The sequence below is a fragment of the Desulfovibrio sp. Huiquan2017 genome, assembly GCF_017351175.1.
Classification (GTDB): domain Bacteria; phylum Desulfobacterota; class Desulfovibrionia; order Desulfovibrionales; family Desulfovibrionaceae; genus Pseudodesulfovibrio.
The window spans coordinates 280898-299310 of sequence record NZ_JAFMPN010000001.1 but is presented as its reverse complement, the minus strand read 5'-3'; the positions used below and the strand labels follow the sequence as shown (position 1 = coordinate 299310).

20 protein-coding genes and 1 tRNA gene are annotated in these 18413 nt (G+C 61.9%); 7 read left to right on the top strand and 14 right to left on the bottom strand.

Annotated features, from left to right (window positions below; genetic code table 11):
- Positions 1-3 precede the first annotated feature (3 nt).
- Positions 4-1452, bottom strand: a complete 1449-nt coding sequence (gene thrC, locus J0909_RS01545; protein WP_207259852.1) for a threonine synthase — start codon at positions 1450-1452, stop codon at positions 4-6.
- A gap of 164 nt (positions 1453-1616) precedes the next feature.
- On the opposite strand from thrC, the gene J0909_RS01540 reads away from it, so the two are divergent.
- Complete coding sequence (locus tag J0909_RS01540) at positions 1617-2501, top strand: patatin-like phospholipase family protein (protein WP_207259851.1); 885 nt, start codon at positions 1617-1619, stop codon at positions 2499-2501.
- Here the strand turns inward: J0909_RS01540 and J0909_RS01535 are convergent.
- A complete protein-coding gene (locus tag J0909_RS01535; RefSeq protein WP_286181664.1) occupies positions 2498-3325 on the bottom strand; it encodes a LysR substrate-binding domain-containing protein in 828 nt (275 codons plus the stop codon). The genes J0909_RS01540 and J0909_RS01535 overlap by 4 nt on opposite strands.
- Positions 3326-3451: 126 nt before the next feature.
- Here J0909_RS01535 and J0909_RS01530 point away from each other — a divergent pair, with 126 nt between their 5' ends.
- Complete coding sequence (locus tag J0909_RS01530) at positions 3452-3799, top strand: carboxymuconolactone decarboxylase family protein (protein WP_207259849.1); 348 nt, start codon at positions 3452-3454, stop codon at positions 3797-3799.
- A gap of 152 nt (positions 3800-3951) precedes the next feature.
- Positions 3952-4299, top strand: coding sequence for a carboxymuconolactone decarboxylase family protein (locus J0909_RS01525; RefSeq protein ID WP_207259848.1), 348 nt, complete (start codon positions 3952-3954; stop codon positions 4297-4299).
- A gap of 23 nt (positions 4300-4322) precedes the next feature.
- On the opposite strand, the gene J0909_RS01520 is transcribed toward J0909_RS01525, so the two are convergent.
- From J0909_RS01520 to J0909_RS01480, 9 genes are all read right to left on the bottom strand, one after another.
- On the bottom strand, positions 4323-4820 hold the full coding sequence (locus tag J0909_RS01520; RefSeq protein WP_207259847.1) for a DUF456 domain-containing protein: 498 nt from the start codon (positions 4818-4820) through the stop codon (positions 4323-4325).
- 6 nt (positions 4821-4826) lie between these two features.
- On the bottom strand, positions 4827-6116 hold the full coding sequence (locus tag J0909_RS01515) for a phenylacetate--CoA ligase family protein (RefSeq protein ID WP_207259846.1): 1290 nt from the start codon (positions 6114-6116) through the stop codon (positions 4827-4829).
- 21 nt (positions 6117-6137) lie between these two features.
- Positions 6138-7592 (bottom strand): replicative DNA helicase, encoded by a 1455-nt coding sequence (gene dnaB / locus J0909_RS01510; protein WP_207259845.1) that lies wholly within the window; start codon positions 7590-7592, stop codon positions 6138-6140.
- A complete protein-coding gene (rplI, locus tag J0909_RS01505; RefSeq protein ID WP_207259844.1) occupies positions 7561-8112 on the bottom strand; it encodes a 50S ribosomal protein L9 in 552 nt (183 codons plus the stop codon). Before rplI ends, dnaB begins: the two co-directional genes overlap by 32 nt.
- Positions 8113-8124: 12 nt before the next feature.
- Positions 8125-8388, bottom strand: a complete 264-nt coding sequence (gene rpsR, locus J0909_RS01500; RefSeq protein WP_014321549.1) for a 30S ribosomal protein S18 — start codon at positions 8386-8388, stop codon at positions 8125-8127.
- 11 nt (positions 8389-8399) lie between these two features.
- Positions 8400-8690 (bottom strand): 30S ribosomal protein S6, encoded by a 291-nt coding sequence (rpsF, locus tag J0909_RS01495; protein ID WP_207259843.1) that lies wholly within the window; start codon positions 8688-8690, stop codon positions 8400-8402.
- Between the two features lie 283 nt (positions 8691-8973).
- Positions 8974-9870 (bottom strand): phosphoribosylaminoimidazolesuccinocarboxamide synthase, encoded by an 897-nt coding sequence (locus J0909_RS01490; protein WP_207259842.1) that lies wholly within the window; start codon positions 9868-9870, stop codon positions 8974-8976.
- Positions 9871-9895: 25 nt separating this feature from the next.
- Positions 9896-11200 carry a histidinol dehydrogenase gene (gene hisD / locus J0909_RS01485; RefSeq protein WP_207259841.1) on the bottom strand — a complete coding sequence of 435 codons (1305 nt, stop codon included), beginning with the start codon at positions 11198-11200 and terminating at the stop codon, positions 9896-9898.
- Between the two features lie 288 nt (positions 11201-11488).
- On the bottom strand, positions 11489-12886 hold the full coding sequence (locus J0909_RS01480; RefSeq protein ID WP_207259840.1) for an outer membrane homotrimeric porin: 1398 nt from the start codon (positions 12884-12886) through the stop codon (positions 11489-11491).
- 281 nt (positions 12887-13167) lie between these two features.
- Here J0909_RS01480 and uvrC point away from each other — a divergent pair, with 281 nt between their 5' ends.
- Together uvrC and J0909_RS01470 are read left to right on the top strand one after the other, a co-directional pair.
- Entirely contained in the window at positions 13168-14982 is a 1815-nt protein-coding gene (gene uvrC, locus J0909_RS01475) for an excinuclease ABC subunit UvrC (protein WP_207259839.1), read from the top strand.
- Positions 14983-15076: 94 nt separating this feature from the next.
- A complete protein-coding gene (locus tag J0909_RS01470) occupies positions 15077-15922 on the top strand; it encodes an aldo/keto reductase (protein ID WP_207259838.1) in 846 nt (281 codons plus the stop codon).
- 4 nt (positions 15923-15926) lie between these two features.
- Here the strand turns inward: J0909_RS01470 and J0909_RS01465 are convergent, their stop codons facing one another.
- Together J0909_RS01465 and J0909_RS01460 are read right to left on the bottom strand one after the other, a co-directional pair.
- A complete protein-coding gene (locus tag J0909_RS01465; RefSeq protein WP_207259837.1) occupies positions 15927-16604 on the bottom strand; it encodes a metal-dependent hydrolase in 678 nt (225 codons plus the stop codon).
- Between the two features lie 10 nt (positions 16605-16614).
- Positions 16615-17181, bottom strand: a complete 567-nt coding sequence (locus J0909_RS01460; RefSeq protein ID WP_207259836.1) for a UbiX family flavin prenyltransferase — start codon at positions 17179-17181, stop codon at positions 16615-16617.
- Positions 17182-17344: 163 nt separating this feature from the next.
- Between J0909_RS01460 and J0909_RS01455 the strand changes: the two genes are divergently transcribed.
- A tRNA-Arg gene (locus J0909_RS01455) sits at positions 17345-17421 on the top strand.
- Positions 17422-17469: 48 nt separating this feature from the next.
- On the opposite strand, the gene J0909_RS01450 is transcribed toward J0909_RS01455, so the two are convergent.
- On the bottom strand, positions 17470-17874 hold the full coding sequence (locus tag J0909_RS01450; RefSeq protein ID WP_207259835.1) for a bacteriohemerythrin: 405 nt from the start codon (positions 17872-17874) through the stop codon (positions 17470-17472).
- 230 nt (positions 17875-18104) lie between these two features.
- Between J0909_RS01450 and J0909_RS01445 the strand changes: the two genes are divergently transcribed.
- Entirely contained in the window at positions 18105-18383 is a 279-nt protein-coding gene (locus J0909_RS01445; protein ID WP_207259834.1) for a hypothetical protein, read from the top strand.
- The last annotated feature ends 30 nt before the right edge of the window (positions 18384-18413 follow it).

Sequence of the window (18413 nt, the reverse complement as noted above, 5' to 3'; positions counted from 1 at the left end):
GGGTTACTTCTTCTCCAGGCCGAGTTTGGCGACCACGTTGTCGGCGGTCCGGCGGGTGAAGTCGGCTTCGGACAGGGTTTCCTTTTCCTCGGGAGTGATGATCAGCTCCGGCTTGTTGGCCAGCCGCATGTCGGGCTCGATGCCGAACTCGGGCGGGAAACTGTTGTCGAAGTACATATTCTGGAAATCAACGAATTTGAGCTGGTGGGCCGTGGAATCCAGGACGCACAGTTCGTCTTTGGTCACCAGGCCCAGTTCCAGGGCGCGCTTGGCCCCGGCAAAGGACTCGCCGCCCTGGGTGCAGGCTATGTGCCCGTTGCGGTTGGCCTGGATCATGGAGTCCATGATCTGCTGCTCGGTCACCTGGAGGACCTGGAAGGCGCGCTTGCCGCCTATGGCCTCGAATTTTTCGGCGAAGTATTTGACGCGCGGGAAGGACACCGGGTTGCCGATCATGGCCGCCTGGGCCACGGACGCGCCGACTTTGACCGGGTGGTACTCGCGTTCCTTGGGGTCGCCCACCGCGTAGTAGCGGTAGACCGGGTCCGCGTGGTGGGACTGTACGCCGAAGATGCGCGGCAGCTCGGTGATGATGCCGAGATCGTAAAGCTTGAGGAAGCCGGCCATGATGGCGGTGATGTTGCCCGCATTGCCGATGGGCACGAAGATGCATTTGCCAGCCATGTCCCAGTCGTACCACTGGGCGCACTCGAAGGCGTAGGACTCCTGGCCCAGGATGCGCCAGGCGTTCTTGGAGTTGAGCAGGGCCACCCGGTAGTTGTCGGCCAGGTGTTCGACCACCTTCATGCAGTCGTCGAACACGCCGGGCACTTCCAGGACCACGGCCCCGGAGCCCAGCGGCTGGGCGAGCTGGGCCGGGGTGACTTTGCCGTGCGGCAGGATGACCACGGACTTGATGGCACCGCCCGCATAGGAGGCATAGAGCGCGGCCGCGGCCGAGGTGTCGCCGGTGGAGGCACAGACCGTCAGGATCTGGTCCCAGCCGTGGCGGCGGATGAGCGAACGCAGATAGGAGAAGCCGCAGGCCATGCCCCGGTCCTTGAACGAAGCCGACGGGTTCTGGCCGTCGTTCTTGTAGGCCGTGGTCAGGCCGGTGGCCGCGTTGAGCGCCGGGCTCGAAGCCACCAGCGGGGTGTTGCCCTCGCCGAGGTAGACGATGTCCTCCTCTTCAAGCACCGGGGCCATGAGCTCGTAGAAGCGGAAGATGCCGCGCAGGGCGGTCTTCTTGGAGGCCGCGCGTGCGTCGAAGATGGTCCGCCACCCTTCGCCCGAAGTCTGTTTCAACTCGTCGAACTTCAGGTTGTCGAGCAGGAATACACCGCCGCAGTCGGGACAGGTGTAGTACAGTTCATCCGTGGGGAATCGCTTGCCGCAGCCCAGGCAGAAGTATTCCATGTGTCCGCGGTAAGAGGGAAAAATATCGGCAGTCATTGGTCCATCCGATGGGAATAGGGTTGCTCTCGTCATGCACGCCTCAAAAGGGACCAAAGGGTCGCCTAAAAGGTAGTGTATGGCAAGTCAAAATTGTGTAGGCTGGCCTCGCAAACAACGGGGCGGCGGGCCTTTGCGGCCGGACGTCCAAACCGGAGTACAATGTGAGTAAGAAAACCATTTCCCTGGTTTTGGGTAGCGGCGGGGCCCGTGGATTGGCGCACATAGGCGTCATTCGCTGGCTTGAGGAGCACGGTTGCGAGATCAAGTCCATTTCGGGCTGTTCCATGGGCGCACTGGTGGGCGGCATTCACGCCATCGGCAAGCTCGACGAGTACGAGCGCTGGGCGCGCGGTGTCACCAAGCGGGACATGCTGGCCCTGATGGACGTCTCTTTCGGCATGGATGGCCTGATCAAGGGCGACCGACTCATCGACACCCTGCGCCAGGTGGTCGGCGAGGAACGCATTGAGAACCTGAGGATCAGCTTCACGGCCGTGGCGGCGAACATCTCGCGGCGCAAGGAAGTCTGGATCCGCAAGGGGCCTATTTTCGACGCCATCAAGGCGTCCATCGCCCTGCCGCTTTTCTTCAAGCCCGTGGTGGTGGACGGCGAGGACATTATCGACGGCGGCATTCTCAACCCCGTGCCCATCGCCCCGACCTTCAGCGACCTGACGGACTTTACCATCGCCGTGAACCTGTGTGCCCCTCCGGTCAAGGGGGCCGAGATCAGACCGGACCGGCACAACGGGGACGAGAACGGCTCGGGCGTGTCCCAAGCCGTGGCCGATTTCCTCGGCTCCATGACCGACAAGATCGTCATGAAGCGCAAGGAGAATCGCGCCTATGACATCCTCTATAAATCCTTCGACGCCATGCAGGGTTCCATCGCCCGGCAGAAGATCGCCGCCTACCCGCCGGACGTGGTTTTGAGCATCCCCATCAACCTGTGCAGCATGATGGACTTCGACAAGGCCGGACCCATCATCCAGCACGGGTATGAACTGGCCGCCCGGGAATTGCCGGGAGTTTTTTCCTCGCGTTAGGGGAGCAGGGCCAGTTCCTGCCGCAAGAAACCGGCAAAAGCCTCCGGCAAGGCCGGGGCGGCATCCTGCCTGACGCGCAAGCGGGTGGCCACTGGAGGGATGTTCGGCAAGCCGTCCCTGGGCATGGCCAGGCGGCAGCCCTCCATGGTCGTGCCCACGGCGACCGGGCCCACGGCCAGCCCTGCCCGGATGGCCGCCAGCACACCGGTCATGCTTGGACTGCCATAGGCCACGCGGTAGGCGATGCCCGCCCGTTCAAGGGCGGCCAGTGCATTGCGCCGGTACAGGCAGCCCGTGTGGTACAAGGCGAGCGGCAGGGGACGCCGATCCACGGGCGCGCCCCGTTCCGCCACCAGCCAGGCCAGGGGCAGCGGCCGGGAATCCACGGTCCCGGCGCGTTCTTCCGTGGTCAGCGCCACATCCAGCTCCCCGGTCCGGAATTTGTCCCGCAGCCGTATCGAATCATCGCAGAACACATCCACCTGCACTCCCGGATGGGCGGCGGCGAACCGTTGCAGCGCACCGGGCAGGTAGCGGGTGGAGTAATCTTCGGGCGCGCCGAAGCGAACCACGCCATGCAGCCTGGGGCCGCCCAGCGCGATCAGGGCCTCATCGTGCAGGGCCAGCAGTCGTCGGGCGTAACGGTAGAGCACGTCGCCTTCGGAGGTCAGGGCCACGCCCCTTCCCTCCCGGTGGAACAACGTCCGCCCCAGGTCCCGTTCCAGCCGTTGCATCTGCATGCTCACCGCTGACTGGGTGCGGTGGACCAGGGGAGCGGCCTTGGTAAAGCTGCCGCTGTCGGCGGCGGCCACGAATGTGCGCAAGAGGTCCGGTGGAAGTTGGATTAAAGATGTGTCATCAAGCATGTTGATATGTTAGATAAAAACAATTCGTTTGTCGAATGTTTTCATCTCGGGCAATCTGGTGGAAACCACAACAAGGAGTCCGCCATGACTGAAAATCAATTGGAATTGCACCAAAGTATCAGCGAAAACTGGGGAGCCTACAAGGCTGTCATGCCGGAAATCGCCGAGGCCTATGAGGCCTTGCCCGCAGAGGTCTACAAGGACGGGGAGCTTAGCGGCAAGCACAAGCGGCTCATGGCCCTGGTGGGCGCATTGGTCCACGGTTGCCGGGGCTGCATCCTCTACCAGACGGAAAACGCCCTTGCCCTGGGGGCCACGGTAGGCGAGCTTCTTGAAGCCTGCGCCGTGGCGGTGTCCCTGGGCGGGACCATGGGATCGTCCCAGACCGCCCGGGTGGTGGAGTACCTCCGGGAAAAGGGACTGATGGAATAAGGGGCAAAACCGGGCGGCATGGCCCCGGCCATACCGCCCGGGCAGCCGACGGAAAGGATTTACCGCCGCCGATAGCCCGTATCGGGAATTCCGGGTTGTCCGCCCCCTGTCTGCGGGGCATAGTGGACCTTCCAAACAATACGGAGGTCCGCATGGTCGAGAAGCAGATGGAATTGAAGGACGCGAATGAAGGCAACGCCGCCGCTTTCAAGAAGCTCATGCCCGAGGTGGCGGAACCCTATGACGAACTCAATCGCGAGGTCTACAAGGACGGGGCGGTCAGCGGCAAGCACAAGCGACTCATGGCTCTGGCCGCGTCCCTGTGCATTGGCTGTCGGGCGTGCATTCTCTTTCAATGCGAGCAGGCCCTGGAGTTGGGCGCCACCGTGGACGAGATTCTGGAGACCTGCGCCGTGCCCCTGGCCCTGCGCGGGACTACAGGCATGGGCGAGACCACGCGGGTCATGGCCTACCTGCGCGAGCGCGGACTGATTGAGTAGCTGCGGGGAAAGGGGAAAGCTGGTTATGGCCAGACGCGCGGAATGGACAGGATGACCACGGCCGCGCCGATGGCGGTCTTGACCGTGAAGCCGAGCGCCTTGCCCACGAACGCGCCCTTGGCCGCACGCAATGCCTCAGGACGGGTACGGCCGGGGATCTCGGCCGCCAGGCAGCCCAGATACGCTCCGCCGAGTGCGCCAAGGAGCGCGCCAAGGCCGAGGAAGAAGGGCGCGCCGAAGATGGCTCCGGCAATGGCTCCGACGATACCGCCCACGTTGCCGCGCACGGACGCGCCGTAGCGGCCCGCCCCCCAGGCTTGGAGGCCGAATTCCAGGGCCTCGCCCAGAGCGGCGGCCACGCCGATGACGATGACGAAGTTCCAGGTCATGGACTCGGGGTAGGCGTATTTCCACAGCGCCACCAACCCCAGCGCCACCCAGTTGGCGGGCATGCTGAAGAGCTGGAGCACTTGTGAGAGCAGCAGTCCCAGGATGAGCAGGATGGCCCAGACGTATTCCATGCGGGGCTACTCCTTGCCGCGGAGATCCACTACCCGCACGGCTTTGCCCTCGGCCTTGGGGATGGAGTCCGATTGGCACAACTCCACGCGCGGCGTGACCAGGATTTCGGAGCAGAGGTTCTTGGCTATGCGCTTCTGCAAGCCCTGCAGCACGCGCATGTCCTCCACGAAGAATTCGTCCTTGATCTCCACCTTGACGCGCATTTGGTCGGACACGCCCTCGCGGACGAGTTCGATGAGGTAGTTCTGGCCCACCTCGGGCATGGCCATGAGGCACTGCTCGATCTGCATGGGGTAGATGTTCACGCCCTTGAGGATCATCATGTCGTCGGCCCGGCCCGCGATGCGGTCGATGCGTCGGTGTGTCCGGCCGCATTCACATTCGCCCGGCAGGAAGCGGGTCAGGTCACGGGTGCGGTAGCGGATGATCGGCATGCCCTCGCGGGTCAGCGTGGTCATGACCAACTCGCCCACCTCGCCTTCGGCCACGTGTGCCCCGGTCTCGGGATTGATGATCTCGGCGATGTAGGCGTCTTCCCACAGGTGCATGCCCTTCTGGCATTCGCACTCGAAGGCCACGCCCGGCCCGTTCATCTCGGACAGGCCATAGGAATTGTAGGCCTTGATGTGCATCAGCTCTTCAATCTTGGCCCGAGCCTCCTCGGTATGGGGCTCGGCCCCGATCAGCGCAATGCGCCAGGGCATGTCCTTGGGATCAAAGCCCGCCTCGCGGACTTTTTGGGCGAAATATAGGGCGAAGGACGGGATGATGTGCAGGACCGTAACATGATGGTCGCAGATCATCTTGATCTGGCGTTTGGTATTGCCCGTGCCCGCCGGGATGGTCAGCATGCCCAGCCGCTCGGAGCCGTAGTGGATGCCCAGGCCGCCCGTGAACAGGCCGTAGCCCGAGGTGTTCTGCAACACGTCGCTCTTGCGGCAGCCGCAGCAGTACATGGACCGGGCCATGAGATCGGCCCAGGTGTCCAGGTCCTTCTGGGTATAGAATACGGCCACGGGCGAGCCGGTGGTGCCGCTTGAGGCGTGCAGCCGGACGAAGTCTTCCAGAGGCCGGGCCAGCAGGCCGTGGGGATACTGGCTCCGCAGGTCGTCCTTGGTCGTGAAGGGCAGGTCGGTGATGTCCGCCGGGGTCGTTATGTCGCCGGGTTCGACCCCCTTGAGCCGTTCGGCATAGAAGGGGGAGTGCTTGGCGATGGCGATGGTTTGTCTGAGGCGTTCGGCCTGGAGTGTTTCCAGGGCGGCGCGGTCCAGGGTTTCTACCGGATCGTAGTACATAGCGGTTCCGCGAGATTGAGGTTAGTCGGAGTCTTGGTGGAATCCCTCGGGCAGCTCGGAGGGATAGGCAGTGGCGTCCATGTTCTCGAACAAGGTGTATTCCTTCTTGAAGAAGAGCTCGCACCGGCCGGTGGGGCCGTTGCGCTGCTTGCCGATAATGACTTCCGCGTGGTTCTTGAGCGGGTTGTCCTCGTTCTTGTTGTAGGCGGCGTCACGGTAGAGAAAGATGATGATGTCCGCGTCCTGCTCGATGGCTCCGGATTCGCGCAGGTCCGACATCATGGGGCGCTTGTCCGTGCGTTCCTCGACCTTGCGGTTGAGCTGGGACAGAGCGATGACCGGCACGTTCAGTTCCTTGGCCAGCGCCTTGAGGTGGCGGGAGATGTCGGAGATCTCCTGCTCGCGGGAGTCGGGCCGGGCGCTGGAGCGCATGAGCTGGAGATAGTCCACCACCACCAGCCCGAGGTTGTGCTCGGCCTTGAGGCGGCGGCAGCGGGCCTGGAGTTCGAGGGTGGACAGCGCCGGAGTGTCGTCGATGTAGATCGGCGCCTTGCTGAGCACGTCAGCGCCCTCGTACAGCTTGTTCCAGTCCGAGTCGTCGAGATAGCCGGTGCGCAGGTTGGACAGTTCCACCTTGCTCTGTACGGCCAGCAAACGGGTCATGAGCTGCTCCATGGACATTTCCAGCGAGAAGATGGCCGTGGGACATTCGGACCGGGCTGCGGCGCGCAGGGCCACGTTCAAAGCGAACGCGGTCTTGCCCATGGACGGCCGGCCCGCGATGATGATCAGGTCCGAGTTCTGCAACCCGGCGGTCATGCTGTCGAATTCGTGGTAGTGGGTCTGGATGCCCGTGACCACGGATTTGTTGTTGAAGCGGGCGGTCAACTCATCGAAGACTTTGGGCACCAACTGTCCGCTGGACAGCATGCCGCGCATCTCCTTGGATTGGGCGATGCGGAAGATTTCCTTTTCGGATTCGTCCAGGACCTCGCTCACATCGCGCGAGGAAAAGCAGTTGGAGATGATCCCGCTGGAGATGTCGATCAGATCACGCAGAATGCACTTGTCGCGAACGATCTGGGCGTGGTGCAGGGCGTTGGAGGCGCTGACCACGGAGTCGGACAGTTCCGCCAGGTAGACCGGTCCGCCCACGGTGTCCAACGTCCCGTTCTGGGTCAACTGGTTGGCCACGGTGACCACGTCGATGGGCTGGTGGGCGTCGTAAAGCTGGGTGAAGGCTTTGAAGATGTCCCGGTGGACCGGAGAATAAAAATCGTCCGGGCCAATGATGTCCACCAACTGGTGGAACGTGTTCTCGGACTGGAACACGCCGCCGAGAACGGACTGCTCGGCCTCGAAGGAATGGGGCGGGACTTTACGTAGGAGATCGGAAGAGGCCCTGTCCAGGGCCTCTTCCGGATTATCGGCGTACTGGCCTGATTTAGGCCTCGGCGGTTTCGGCGTCTTCGGCATTCTCTATGGATTCCTCGACGGCCTCGGCCACTTCTTCGGTTACTTCGGTCTCTTCGATTTCCTCGACAACGGGACCGCCATGGCGGACGACGGAGAGCTTCAGCTCACCGCGCACGTCCGGGTGCAGGCGGATTTCGATCTCGTATTCGCCCAGCGAGCGGATGGGCTCGGCCAGGATGATCTTGCGGCGATCGATCTCGATGCCGGCGGCTTCCATGGCGTCACCGATGTTGGTGGTGGTCACGGAGCCGTACAGCTTGTCGCCGTCGCCGACACGCACTTCGATCTCGACGGGCGCGGCGGCGATGCGGGCGGCCAGACCTTCGGCCTGGGCGCGCAGGGAATCGGCCTGCTCCTGCAGTTTGCGGCGCTCCAGTTCGAAGGCCTTCAGATTGGCGGTGGTCGCAGGCTTGGCCAGACCCTGGGGGATCAGGTAGTTGCGGCCGTAGCCGGGCTTGACGGTAACGATGTCTCCGAGCCGACCAAGGGCGTCGACGTCAGCGCGTAAGATAAGTTTCATCGGTCCTCCCTCCTACATGGAGCTCCGTTTCTTCACATCGGTGCTGTGAACGGTGGTGTAGAAAAGCAGGGCCATCTGGCGGGCGCGCTTGATCTCGTTGGTCAGACGGCGCTGGTGCTTGGCGCAAGTGCCGGTGATGCGCCGGGCGATGATCTTGCCGCGCTCGGTGACGAAGTCGCGGAGGATGTCCGGACGCTTGTAATCCAGCGGCAGCTCTGCATCCGCGCAGAAGCGGCAGAACTTCTTCCTCGGGGTGAATTTTTTGCGGAAAGCCATGGTGAAACCTCCTAGGCAGCCAGTTTGACGGTCATGAACTTGAAGATGCCGTCGGTGATGCGGATGTTGCGCTCGAGTTCGGCAACCAGCGCGCCGGGGGCGTCGTACACCAGGCGAACGTAGTATCCACGGGTCTGCTTCTGGACGGGGTAGGCCAGCTGGCGCATGCCCCAGTCGTCGGTCTCAACCATGCTGCCGCCCTCGCGGTCCACGATGCCGGTGAGGTTGTCCAGGATGACTCTCCTGTCTTCCTCAGCCAGCTCCGGAGAGAGCAGGACGAGCGTCTCGTAATTGTTTGCCATTTCATACTCCTTTTGGTCATTGGCCCTCCCCCACCTGGGGGAGAGCAAGGCAAGAGGGGTTACATATGGGGAATCGGGCCGCCTGTCAAGGGGCGGTCCGGGCTCCGCATCGCCTATTTCCCATCCTTGTCCTCGGATTGCTTATCTTTGTCCTCGGGCGGCGTCCAGCCGCATTGTTTCGACGGGCCTCAACCTCCGCCGAATTTGCCCCGCAGGAACCGGCCGATGGCCAGACCAGCGATGACCAAGGCGATGAGTTGCAGCCATTCGGGCATGATCTCTCCTAGACCTTCAGATCTTCGCCGGTCAGGAGCCTGTAGGCTTCGAGATACTTCGCGCGGGTCCGGGCGGCGATGTCCGCGGGCACATGGGGCGCGGGCGGCTGCTTGTTGAAACCGATCTCCACCAGCCAATCGCGGAAGTACTGCTTGTCGAAGCTCGGCTGGGATTTGCCGGGCGCGTACCCTGCCTCGGGCCAGAAACGGGAGGAGTCCGGGGTCAGGGCCTCGTCGATGAAGAGCAGTTCCCCGTCCAGAATGCCGAACTCGAATTTGGTGTCCGCGATGAGGATGCCGCGTTTTTTTGCGTAGTCGCGGGCCCGAGTGTAGATGTCGAGCGCCAGTTTTTCGACCTTGCGCATCTTCTCTTCGCCGAGCAGTTCGGCGGCCTTGTCCAAGGAGATGTTCTCGTCGTGCTCGCCCAGGTCCGCCTTGGTGGATGGGGTGAACAGCGGCGTTTCGAGCATCGCGGATTCCTGGAGCCCTTCGGGCAGCTTGTGGCCGCAGACTTCCCCGGTCTTCTTGTAGTCGGACCAGCCTGTGCCGGTAATGAAGCCGCGCACGATGCATTCTATGGGCAAGGGGCTGGCTTTCTTGGCCAGGACCGAGCGATCCTGCAACTGATCGCGGTATTTGTGCAGCGGTTCGGGGTAGTCATCCACGTTGGTGGCGAGGATGTGGTTGGGAACCAGATCCTCCATCATCTTCATCCAGAACAGGGTGATCTGATTGAGCACCTTGCCTTTGTCCTCAATGGGGTCGGGCATGACCACGTCGAAGGCGGAAATGCGATCAGTGGTCACCAGGAGCAGACTGTTCTCGTCGATCTCGTAGATGTCGCGGACCTTGCCCCGGGAGATGAGCGGGTATTCGGTGATATTGGTTTCAAAAACGGCAGCCATGATATTCCTCTTTATGATTGTACTACTATTTGTTGCGTTGTTCCATGCTGCGGGCGTGGGCTTCGAGTCCTTCCAACCTGGCCAGTCGGGCGATTTTGGCACCGTGTTCGGCCACGTAGCTTGGGCTCGTGGCGATCACGCTGGATTTCTTGCAGAAGTTTTGCACTGAAAGAGCGGAGGAGAAACGAACCGTGCGCAGGGTGGGCAACACGTGGTTGGGTCCGGCAAAATAATCGCCCACGGGCTCGGGCGAAGTGTGGCCCATAAAGATGGCGCCGGCGTGGCGGATGGAGCCGAGCAGGGGCCATGGATCGGCCACGGCCAGTTCCAGGTGCTCGGGGGCGAGCAGGTTGACCAGTTCAGTCCCTGTTTCGATGTCGGGCACGGTGACGATCGCGCCCCAGCTTTCCAACGATTTTGCGGCGATGTCGCAACGCGGCAAGGCCTCGCATTGGGGCGTCAGCGCTTCCCGGACCCGGGCGGCCAGTTCCGCGTCCGGAGTGACCAGGATGGAGGCGGCCAGGGGGTCGTGTTCGGCTTGGGACAGCATGTCCGCCGCCAGCCATTGCGGATTGGCTGAACCGTCCGCCAGGATGACGATCTCGGACGGACCGGCGACCATGTCGATGCCTACCTGGCCGATGAGCTGGGATTTGGCTGTGGCCACGAAGATGTTGCCCGGCCCGGCCAGGACGTCGCACGGGGCGATGGATTCGGTGCCGAAGGCCAGTGCCGCGATGGCCCAGGCGGATCCGGCCAGATGGATCTCGTTCAATCCGAGGAGGGCGGCCGTGGCCAGGATATACGGGTTGAGCGTGCCGTCCTTGCGCGGCGGCGAGGTCACGGCAATGGATTCGACCCCGGCCACCTGGGCCGGGATGGCGTTCATGATCAAGCTGGAAATGAGCGGAGTCTCGCCGCCCTGGCCGCCGGGCACATAAAGCCCGACGCGGTCCACGGGGCGGACCATCTGGCCGAGAATGGTGCCGTCCTCGGCGGTGGTCCACCAGGACGTTTCCTTCTGGTTCAGGTGGAAGTCGCGCACCCGCTGGATGGCTTCTTTGAGGATGGCCGCGTCGTCGTTCGGAATTTTCTCCAGGGCCGTGGCGATGGCTTTTTCGGGCACGCGAAGGCCGGTCGTTTCAAAGGAGGCGCAGTCGAATTTGCGGGTGTATTCGGTCAGGGCCTCGTCGCCCCGTTCACGGACATCGGCGAGGATGTCCCGGACGATGGTGTCCACTTTTGTGTCCGGGTCCTTGCGTTTCCCCAGCCAGCGGGCGATGCCGGTCCAGTCGTCCCGATTCGTATACGTCAAATTTCTACAGGGCATGATGACCTCATGAAAGACGGTTGTCTTGTTGTTCATCCAAGGGGATATTTTATAGCCGAGCGTCGATCAAAAGTCGAGGGCGGCGGGGCTGGGCGGGCGTTGTGCCGCTTTCGCATCGTCTGGGGAGATGGTGTCGCGCACTCCCGCTACGTCCCGTCTCCGCCGGACAGTGTCCGCGTTCCTCGTCCAACCCGCAAGAAAAAAAAGAAGAGGGCCGGGGTTTGCACTCCCCGGCCCTCTGGGCGTTACTTGGCGAATAAGCTTTTCAGCTTATGGTTCTAAGCGAGCTTAGAACTTGTAGACAACACCAGTGGCGACCTTCCAAGCGTCGTCGTCAACATCCTTACCCCAGACGTCTTCGTCGAAGTCGGAGTTGATGTAGCCCAGCTGGGTGTACAGGGTCAGCTCGTCGTAGATCTGGTAGTCGGTGTTGAAGTCAACTTCCCACAGGGAGTCCTGGTCGGTCAGGCCAATGCCGTAGGTCTTGGAGACGTTGGCGGCCTTCTCGTCGTTGGTACCCTTGGCGTACAGGACGTGTACAGTGTGGGTCAGGCCGTCGGCGAAGGACTGGATGTCGGCCAGATCAAGACCAAGAACCCAGAAACCGGTTTCGATGTCGCCACCGTTGATGTCGTCAGAGGTGATGGAACCACCGCCGAAGAAGAAGGAACCAACAGCCCAGTCGGAGTTCAGGACGGGCATGGAGTTGCCGCCGTCCGTTTTCACGTCGCTGTCGTCACCGGAGGTGTAGACGAAGTAACCGGTCACGGTCATGAAGTCGAAGCCGGTGTAATCAAGAGCGGCGTCGAACATCCAACCAGAGGTCTCGGCGTTGTCGTAGTCATCCACGTCAGTCTTACCAAAGGCAAGGTCAGCGCGCACGATGAACGGATCGAAGATGGACATCTTGAAATCGGTACCAACCCAGTAGGAGTGGGCATCGGTGTCAGAGTCGTACTCGAAGCTGGCGTCTTCAGCGTCGTAGGAAGCGGCGTGCAGGAAGTTCTTGCCGTAGTCGGCGTACAGGAAGTACGGAGTGGCGGACACGCCCTCGAAGGACAGGGGCACGGCCAGCAGCCAACCGTCAGCGTAAGCGTCATCAAAGCCGGCGCCGAGGGTGTTCTCGTTGGAGTCGGTGTCGGAGTTGTCTTTCTTGTTGTTGTCAACGTCGAACAGGCGGGTGTAACCGGCCAGGACGGAGACGTTGTCGGTCACCGGGGTGGAAACCATGACGGCGCCAGCACGCTCGGCGATGATCATGGAAGCGCCGCCAACAGCCTGGGGCAGAGCCACGGTGTACAGACCGGCCTTGACGTTGACGTCGGTGCCGGGCCAGTTGTAATCGATGTAAGCGTCACGGATGTCGATGGTGTTCCGGGTGCCGCTGCCAGCGCCGTCCAGCTCGAAGCCGCCCTGGCCCCAGTTAGACTTGACGGAACGGAAACCAAGGACGCCCTTCAGGTTCTCGTTGGCGGTGACGGTGAAGTACAGGTCAGCGCGCTGACGGATTTCCATGGCCTTATCGCCTACGTGGTCGGCCCGGTCCTTGCCAAAGCCCCAGTTGCTCTCCCAGATCGCGTTGATCAGGAGGTTACCGGAGATGGAAACCTCGGGAGCGGCGGAAGCGGACACAGCCATGCCCAGGACCATAACCAGGGCGGCTGCGAGCAAAGTCAAACGTTTCATTTGTGATCTTCCTTTCTTTGCGGTTAAAAAACCAAGTTAACGCCTTAACTGTTGTTCCGTTTAGCCCAGGTTGATCCCTTTTGCAAGGGATTTTGCTCGAAAAAATCATTTGGGTAAAAATTTTTTTACCGACCAAAAAATTGAACTCGCCGGGCAATTGTTTTGTATTTATTACTTATAAAATAAGATAGTTGTTGTGTAATTTGATAAGATGGATTGCGTCGGAATTCACCGTATAGCCGCGTCTCATACAAATTGTGTTGAAAAAATACCGCACCGATATGGACACTGAGTACAAATTTTTTGCCGACCGTTTCCCGGACACTCCGGGCGTCTATTTAATGAAAGATGAGCGCGGCCGGATTCTCTATGTGGGCAAGGCCAAGAGGTTGCGCCGCCGACTGGCTTCCTATTTCCGCAATCCGGCGGCGCAGACTCCCAAGACCCGGGCCCTGGTCAGCCGCATCCGGCGGATCGACACCCTGCTTACGGCCACGGAAAAAGAGGCATTGCTTCTGGAGTCCGGGCTGATCAAGAAGCACCGGCCGCGCTACAACGTGGTGCTCAAGGACGACAAGCAGTACGTGCTCTTTCGCCTGGACCGACAGAACGAGTTCCCTCGTCTGTCCATGACCCGCAAGGTGGTCCGCGACGGCTCCGTTTACTTCGGCCCGTTCACCTCGGCCGCGGCGGCCCGCACTGTCTGGAAGCTGCTCGGCAAGGTCTTTCCCCTGCGCAAGTGCAAGGACGCCGCCTTCCGCAACCGCGTACGGCCCTGCCTGTATCACGACATCGGCCAGTGCTGGGCTCCGTGCGTCAAGGATGTGGACCACGCGGCCTATGCGGAGATGGTGCATCGGGTGGAGATGCTCCTGTCGGGCCGCAGCTTGGAGCTGGTGGACGATCTGACCCGCAAGATGAAGGCGGCATCCATGGATATGGCCTACGAGCTGGCCGCTGAATACCGCGACCAGATTCGCGCCGTAAAGAAGACGGTGGAAGGACAGGCCGCCGTGATCCACGACAACCGCGACCGGGATGTGATCGGTTTGGCCGAGACCGGCCAGGGGCTTGGTCTTGGTCTGCTTTTCGTGCGCCAGGGACGGCTCCTGGACCAGAAACAGTTTCTCTGGCCCGGCCTGACCCTGGACGAAGGCCCGGAGGTGGTCGAGAGCTTTATCGGCCAGTTTTACGGACCGGGCCGCTTTATTCCACCTACGGTGGTCGTGCCCATGGAGCTTGATGAATCCCCGTTGCCCGAGGTCCTGGCCGAGCGCGGCGGGGGGAACGTGCATATCGTCGCGCCCCGAAATACCCAGGAAAAGCAGCTCTTGGGCATTGCCCGCAACGTGGCCGCCCGGGCGGTGGAGACGAGCGAGACCATCACGTCGCGACTGCAAAGGGCGTTGCGGCTGCCCGAGGAGCCTGTGCGCATCGAGTGCGTGGACGCTTCGCACCTGGGGGGCACGAACATGCGCGTGGGGCAGGTCGTCTTTGAGGACGGCCGACGCAATCCCGAAGCGTCGCGACTGTACGCCTTTCCCGATCTTGAGGGGACCGGGGACGACTATGCAGCCCTGGCCGGGTGGGCGCGGCGCCGCATGGAATCCGGCCCGCCGTGGCCCGATCTGGTGCTCATAGACGGTGGGCGCGGCCAGATAGCGGCCGTGGAAAGGGGGTTGGCCGAATGCACCGAGGAGTGCGGCTGGGAGCTGGCATCCATCGCCAAGGGCGAGTCGCGGCGCGCGGGTGAGTTGGGGGACGTGATCTTCCGGCCCGGGCGCAAGAATCCCATGCCGCTCAAGCCCGGCAGTCCGGAATTGCTTTTTCTGCAGAAGATCCGCGACGCGGCTCATCGTTTCGTTCTGGGCAGACAGCGCCGGGCGCGCAAGAAGGCGGTCCTGAGCAGCGAGTTGACCTCCTTGCCCGGCATCGGTCCCAAGACCGCGCGCATTCTTTGGGATCGCTTCGAGTCCCTGGACGCCATGCTGGAGGCCGACCCTCGGGTCATCGGTGGGGTGCCCGGCATCGGACCCAAGCGGGCAGAGCGGATTCACGCCGCCCTCCAGACCCTCAAGTCGTCGCGAGATGCCTGATTTCCCGGGTTGAATCCCGTCGGAAATGCCGTATGTTGACCAAAACGGCCTTGGCGCCGCCCGCGCCTCACGCCCATCCACCCGGAGACGATCCATGCACGAAATCCGTATTCCCGACATCAACCTGAATGACGGCCGGACTATGCCCGCCATCGGGCTCGGTACTTATACGCTTAACGGAGCCGCCGGCGTGGAGGCCATGGCCGACGGCATTCGGGCCGGATACCGTCTTTTGGATTCGGCCTTCAACTTCGAGAATGAGGGGGCCCTTGGCGAGGCCGTCCGGTGGGCGGACATCCCCCGCGAGGAGTTGTTCCTGGTCTCCAAACTGCCGGGCCGACACCAGCGGCGCGCTGAGGCCCTGCGCACGGTGGAAGAGTCCCTGTATCGGGCCGGACTGGACTACTGGGATCTCTATCTGATCCATTGGCCCAACCCGAAGCGCGGATTGTTCGTGGAGGCGTGGGAGGGCCTGCTCGAAGCTCGGGAGCGTGGTCTGGTCCGCTCGGTGGGCGTGTGCAATTTTCTGCCCGAACATGTGGAGGCCCTGGTCCGGGAAACCGGCGTGGCCCCGGCGGTCAATCAGGTGGAGCTGCACCCGTATTTTTCCCAGAGGCCGCAACGGGCCTTTGACCGGCGGCACAACGTCGTCACCCAGGCGTGGAGCCCGTTGGGTCAAGGCGTCGATATCCTGAAAGACGGCACCTTGTGCGAAATAGCCGAGGTCACGGGCAAGACCGTGGCTCAGGTCGTCCTGCGCTGGCACATCCAGTCTGGCGTTGTGCCCCTGCCCAGGTCGGCCACGGCCGACCGCCGGGCGGAGAATTTGAATGTCTTCAATTTCCAGTTGTGCGATGCGGACATGGCAACCATCGACGCGCTCACGCGTCCGGATGGCCGCCTCAAGGGGCAGGACCCGGCGGTCTACGAGGAACTCTAGCTGACTAGAGGGTCACGGGCTCGCCCACGGCCAGCTCGAGCATGTCGGTATCCGGGGCCACCAGGGCGAGCTGTTCGGCCATGTCCCGGGTGTTCTGGGCCAGGATGGGCCACGTTCCCCAGTGCTGGGGGATGAGCTTCCTGCATTTGAGCAGCTTGCAGGCGTAGGCCGCCTGTCGCGCGTCCATGGTGAACCTGCCGCCGATGGGCAATATGGCCACGTCGATGTCGTGAAGTTCCCCGATCAGTTCCATGTCCCCGAACAGGCCCGTGTCGCCCGAATCATAGACGCACAGGCCACCCGGCTGGGTAATGATAAAGCCCGCGGGCATGCCGTGGGCCGAGGAGTGCATTGCCTGGACCATTTGGATGTCCAGCCCCAGGCGGCTGACCGTGCCGCCGATATTCATGCCCACGCCCAGGCGCTCCGGCAGCCCTTGCTTGATGAGGGCCTGGATCACGTCGAACATGGCCACGACCTCGGCGTCGTGCTTGACGGCCATCTCCAAGGTCTGGCCGATGTGGTCATGGTGGTCGTGGGTGACCAGGATGAGGTTGCATTCGTCCACATCCTTGTAGGAAGCGGGGGCACTGGGGTTGCCCACGAAAAATGGGTCGATGAACAGGGTGGCGTCGGCGGCTTTGATTCTGAAGTTCGCGTGGCCGAACCATGTAATTTCCATGACGTTTCTCCTATTCGCCCCACCGCCGGAACAGGGTGTGGGGGATGTCCAGTTGATCAAGGACCTTGCCGGCCACCTGGTCGGTCAGGTCCGCAATGGTCGCCGGGCGTTGGTAGAAGCCCGGACTCGCCGGTAGAATGATAGCTCCGGCGCGGGTGGCCGTGAGCATGTTTTGCAGGTGGATGGCTGACAGCGGGGTTTCACGCGGCACCAGGATCAGCTTTCTCCGCTCCTTGAGGGCCACGTCCGCCGCCCGATGGATGAGGGTGTGGCCGAAGCCCGTGGCCACGGCGGACATGGTGGCCATGGAGCAGGGGCAGATGATCATGCCGTCATGTTTCCACGAGCCGCTGGCGGGCGGGGCGGTGATGTCGTCGGGGGCGTGGACCCCGGCCGCGCCTCGGGTCAGGGCGTCGGGCTGAAGATCGGTCTCCAGGGCCAGCACCTTTCGGGCGGCGTCGGAAATGATGACGTGCAGTTCCACGTCGTCGCGGTTGACGAGTCCCTTGATCAGGGATGCGGCGTACAGACTGCCGCTCGCGCCGCTGACCGCCAGAATGATGCGTTTTGATTCCATGCGTTCTCCCGCTCGGGTGACACCTGAGCATATAGACTTTTTTGAGATTTTTTTGCAAGGGGAAACCGCCCGGTGCGACTTCGCCCCGTTTCCTGTTTCATCTTTTCAGGGATTAGTATAGCCTTGACAAAGGTGAAGGCGAAGTATAGCTACTTCCTTCCGCGGGCTATTAGCTCAGTTGGATAGAGCGCTTGCCTCCGGAGCAAGAGGTCGCAAGTTCGAATCTTGCATAGCCCACCACCGCGAAGAACAAGGCCCCTGCCGATCGGCAGGGGCCTTTGTCGTTTTTTATGCTCCCTCGTCGTCCGTTTCCGGGAGCCAGGGAATGAATTTGCGGTCCTCGTGCATGATGTGGCTGCTCAGCCAGCGGCTGAGGAAGATGAAAACCTGGGAGAGGTTGGTCTTGGTGAACATGTCGCGCCGGAAGTCGGCCACCCTGGCCTCGAAGGAACGGTGTTGCGCGGCGTGGGCCTCGGTCCCGGGGTAGCCGCAACTGCGCAGGATCGCCTCCTCGGCTTCGAAGTGGACGATGGAATAATCGCGCATTTTATCCAGGAGCAGAATCATCTGCGGCTCGTCGTGGCGTTGGATGGCCGTATAGGTCTCATTGATCAGGTCGATCAATTCCCTGTGTTGCTCGTCCAGCTCGTCCATGTCCACGGACATGGTTTCATCCCATTGAATGAGGGGCATTAGTATCCTCCGAACGTGTGTTTTGGGTGCGGCAAATCTAGCAGATACCCGACGAATGACAAGGCCGGGAAACGTTGTCGCGAAAGAGTGACGCAATTCCGGCCGGTTGGTCGCGATGTTCCGTCCGGCGTGGGGACCTCGGGCGAGGGCGTTTAAATTATAATACAAAAAAAGCGTTGGCCGTGCTTACAGGGCAGACTGAGACATTACCCGGTTCGGAGGATTGAGCAATGCGTAAAATGTTAACGATGTCAAATGATTGTCATGAATGCGTATTCCATCACAAGAAATGCATTCTCGGCCATCAGCGTCCCTGGAATTCCGCAAGCTGCGACGACTATCAGCCTTATTGCCTGGTATGCCGTTTCCCCGGAGAGTTCTGCAACACATGCCGTAATCTCGCCTCGCGCTGGATGAAGCCGCTGGACGAGGAGCTTGACCTGGCCTACCGCCGGTTGTCGCTCGCGGAGTACGACTGCGTCTGGCAACCTCCCGCCGCTGCGCACTAGCCCGGCGGCTCCCGCTTCCCGACCCCCGTT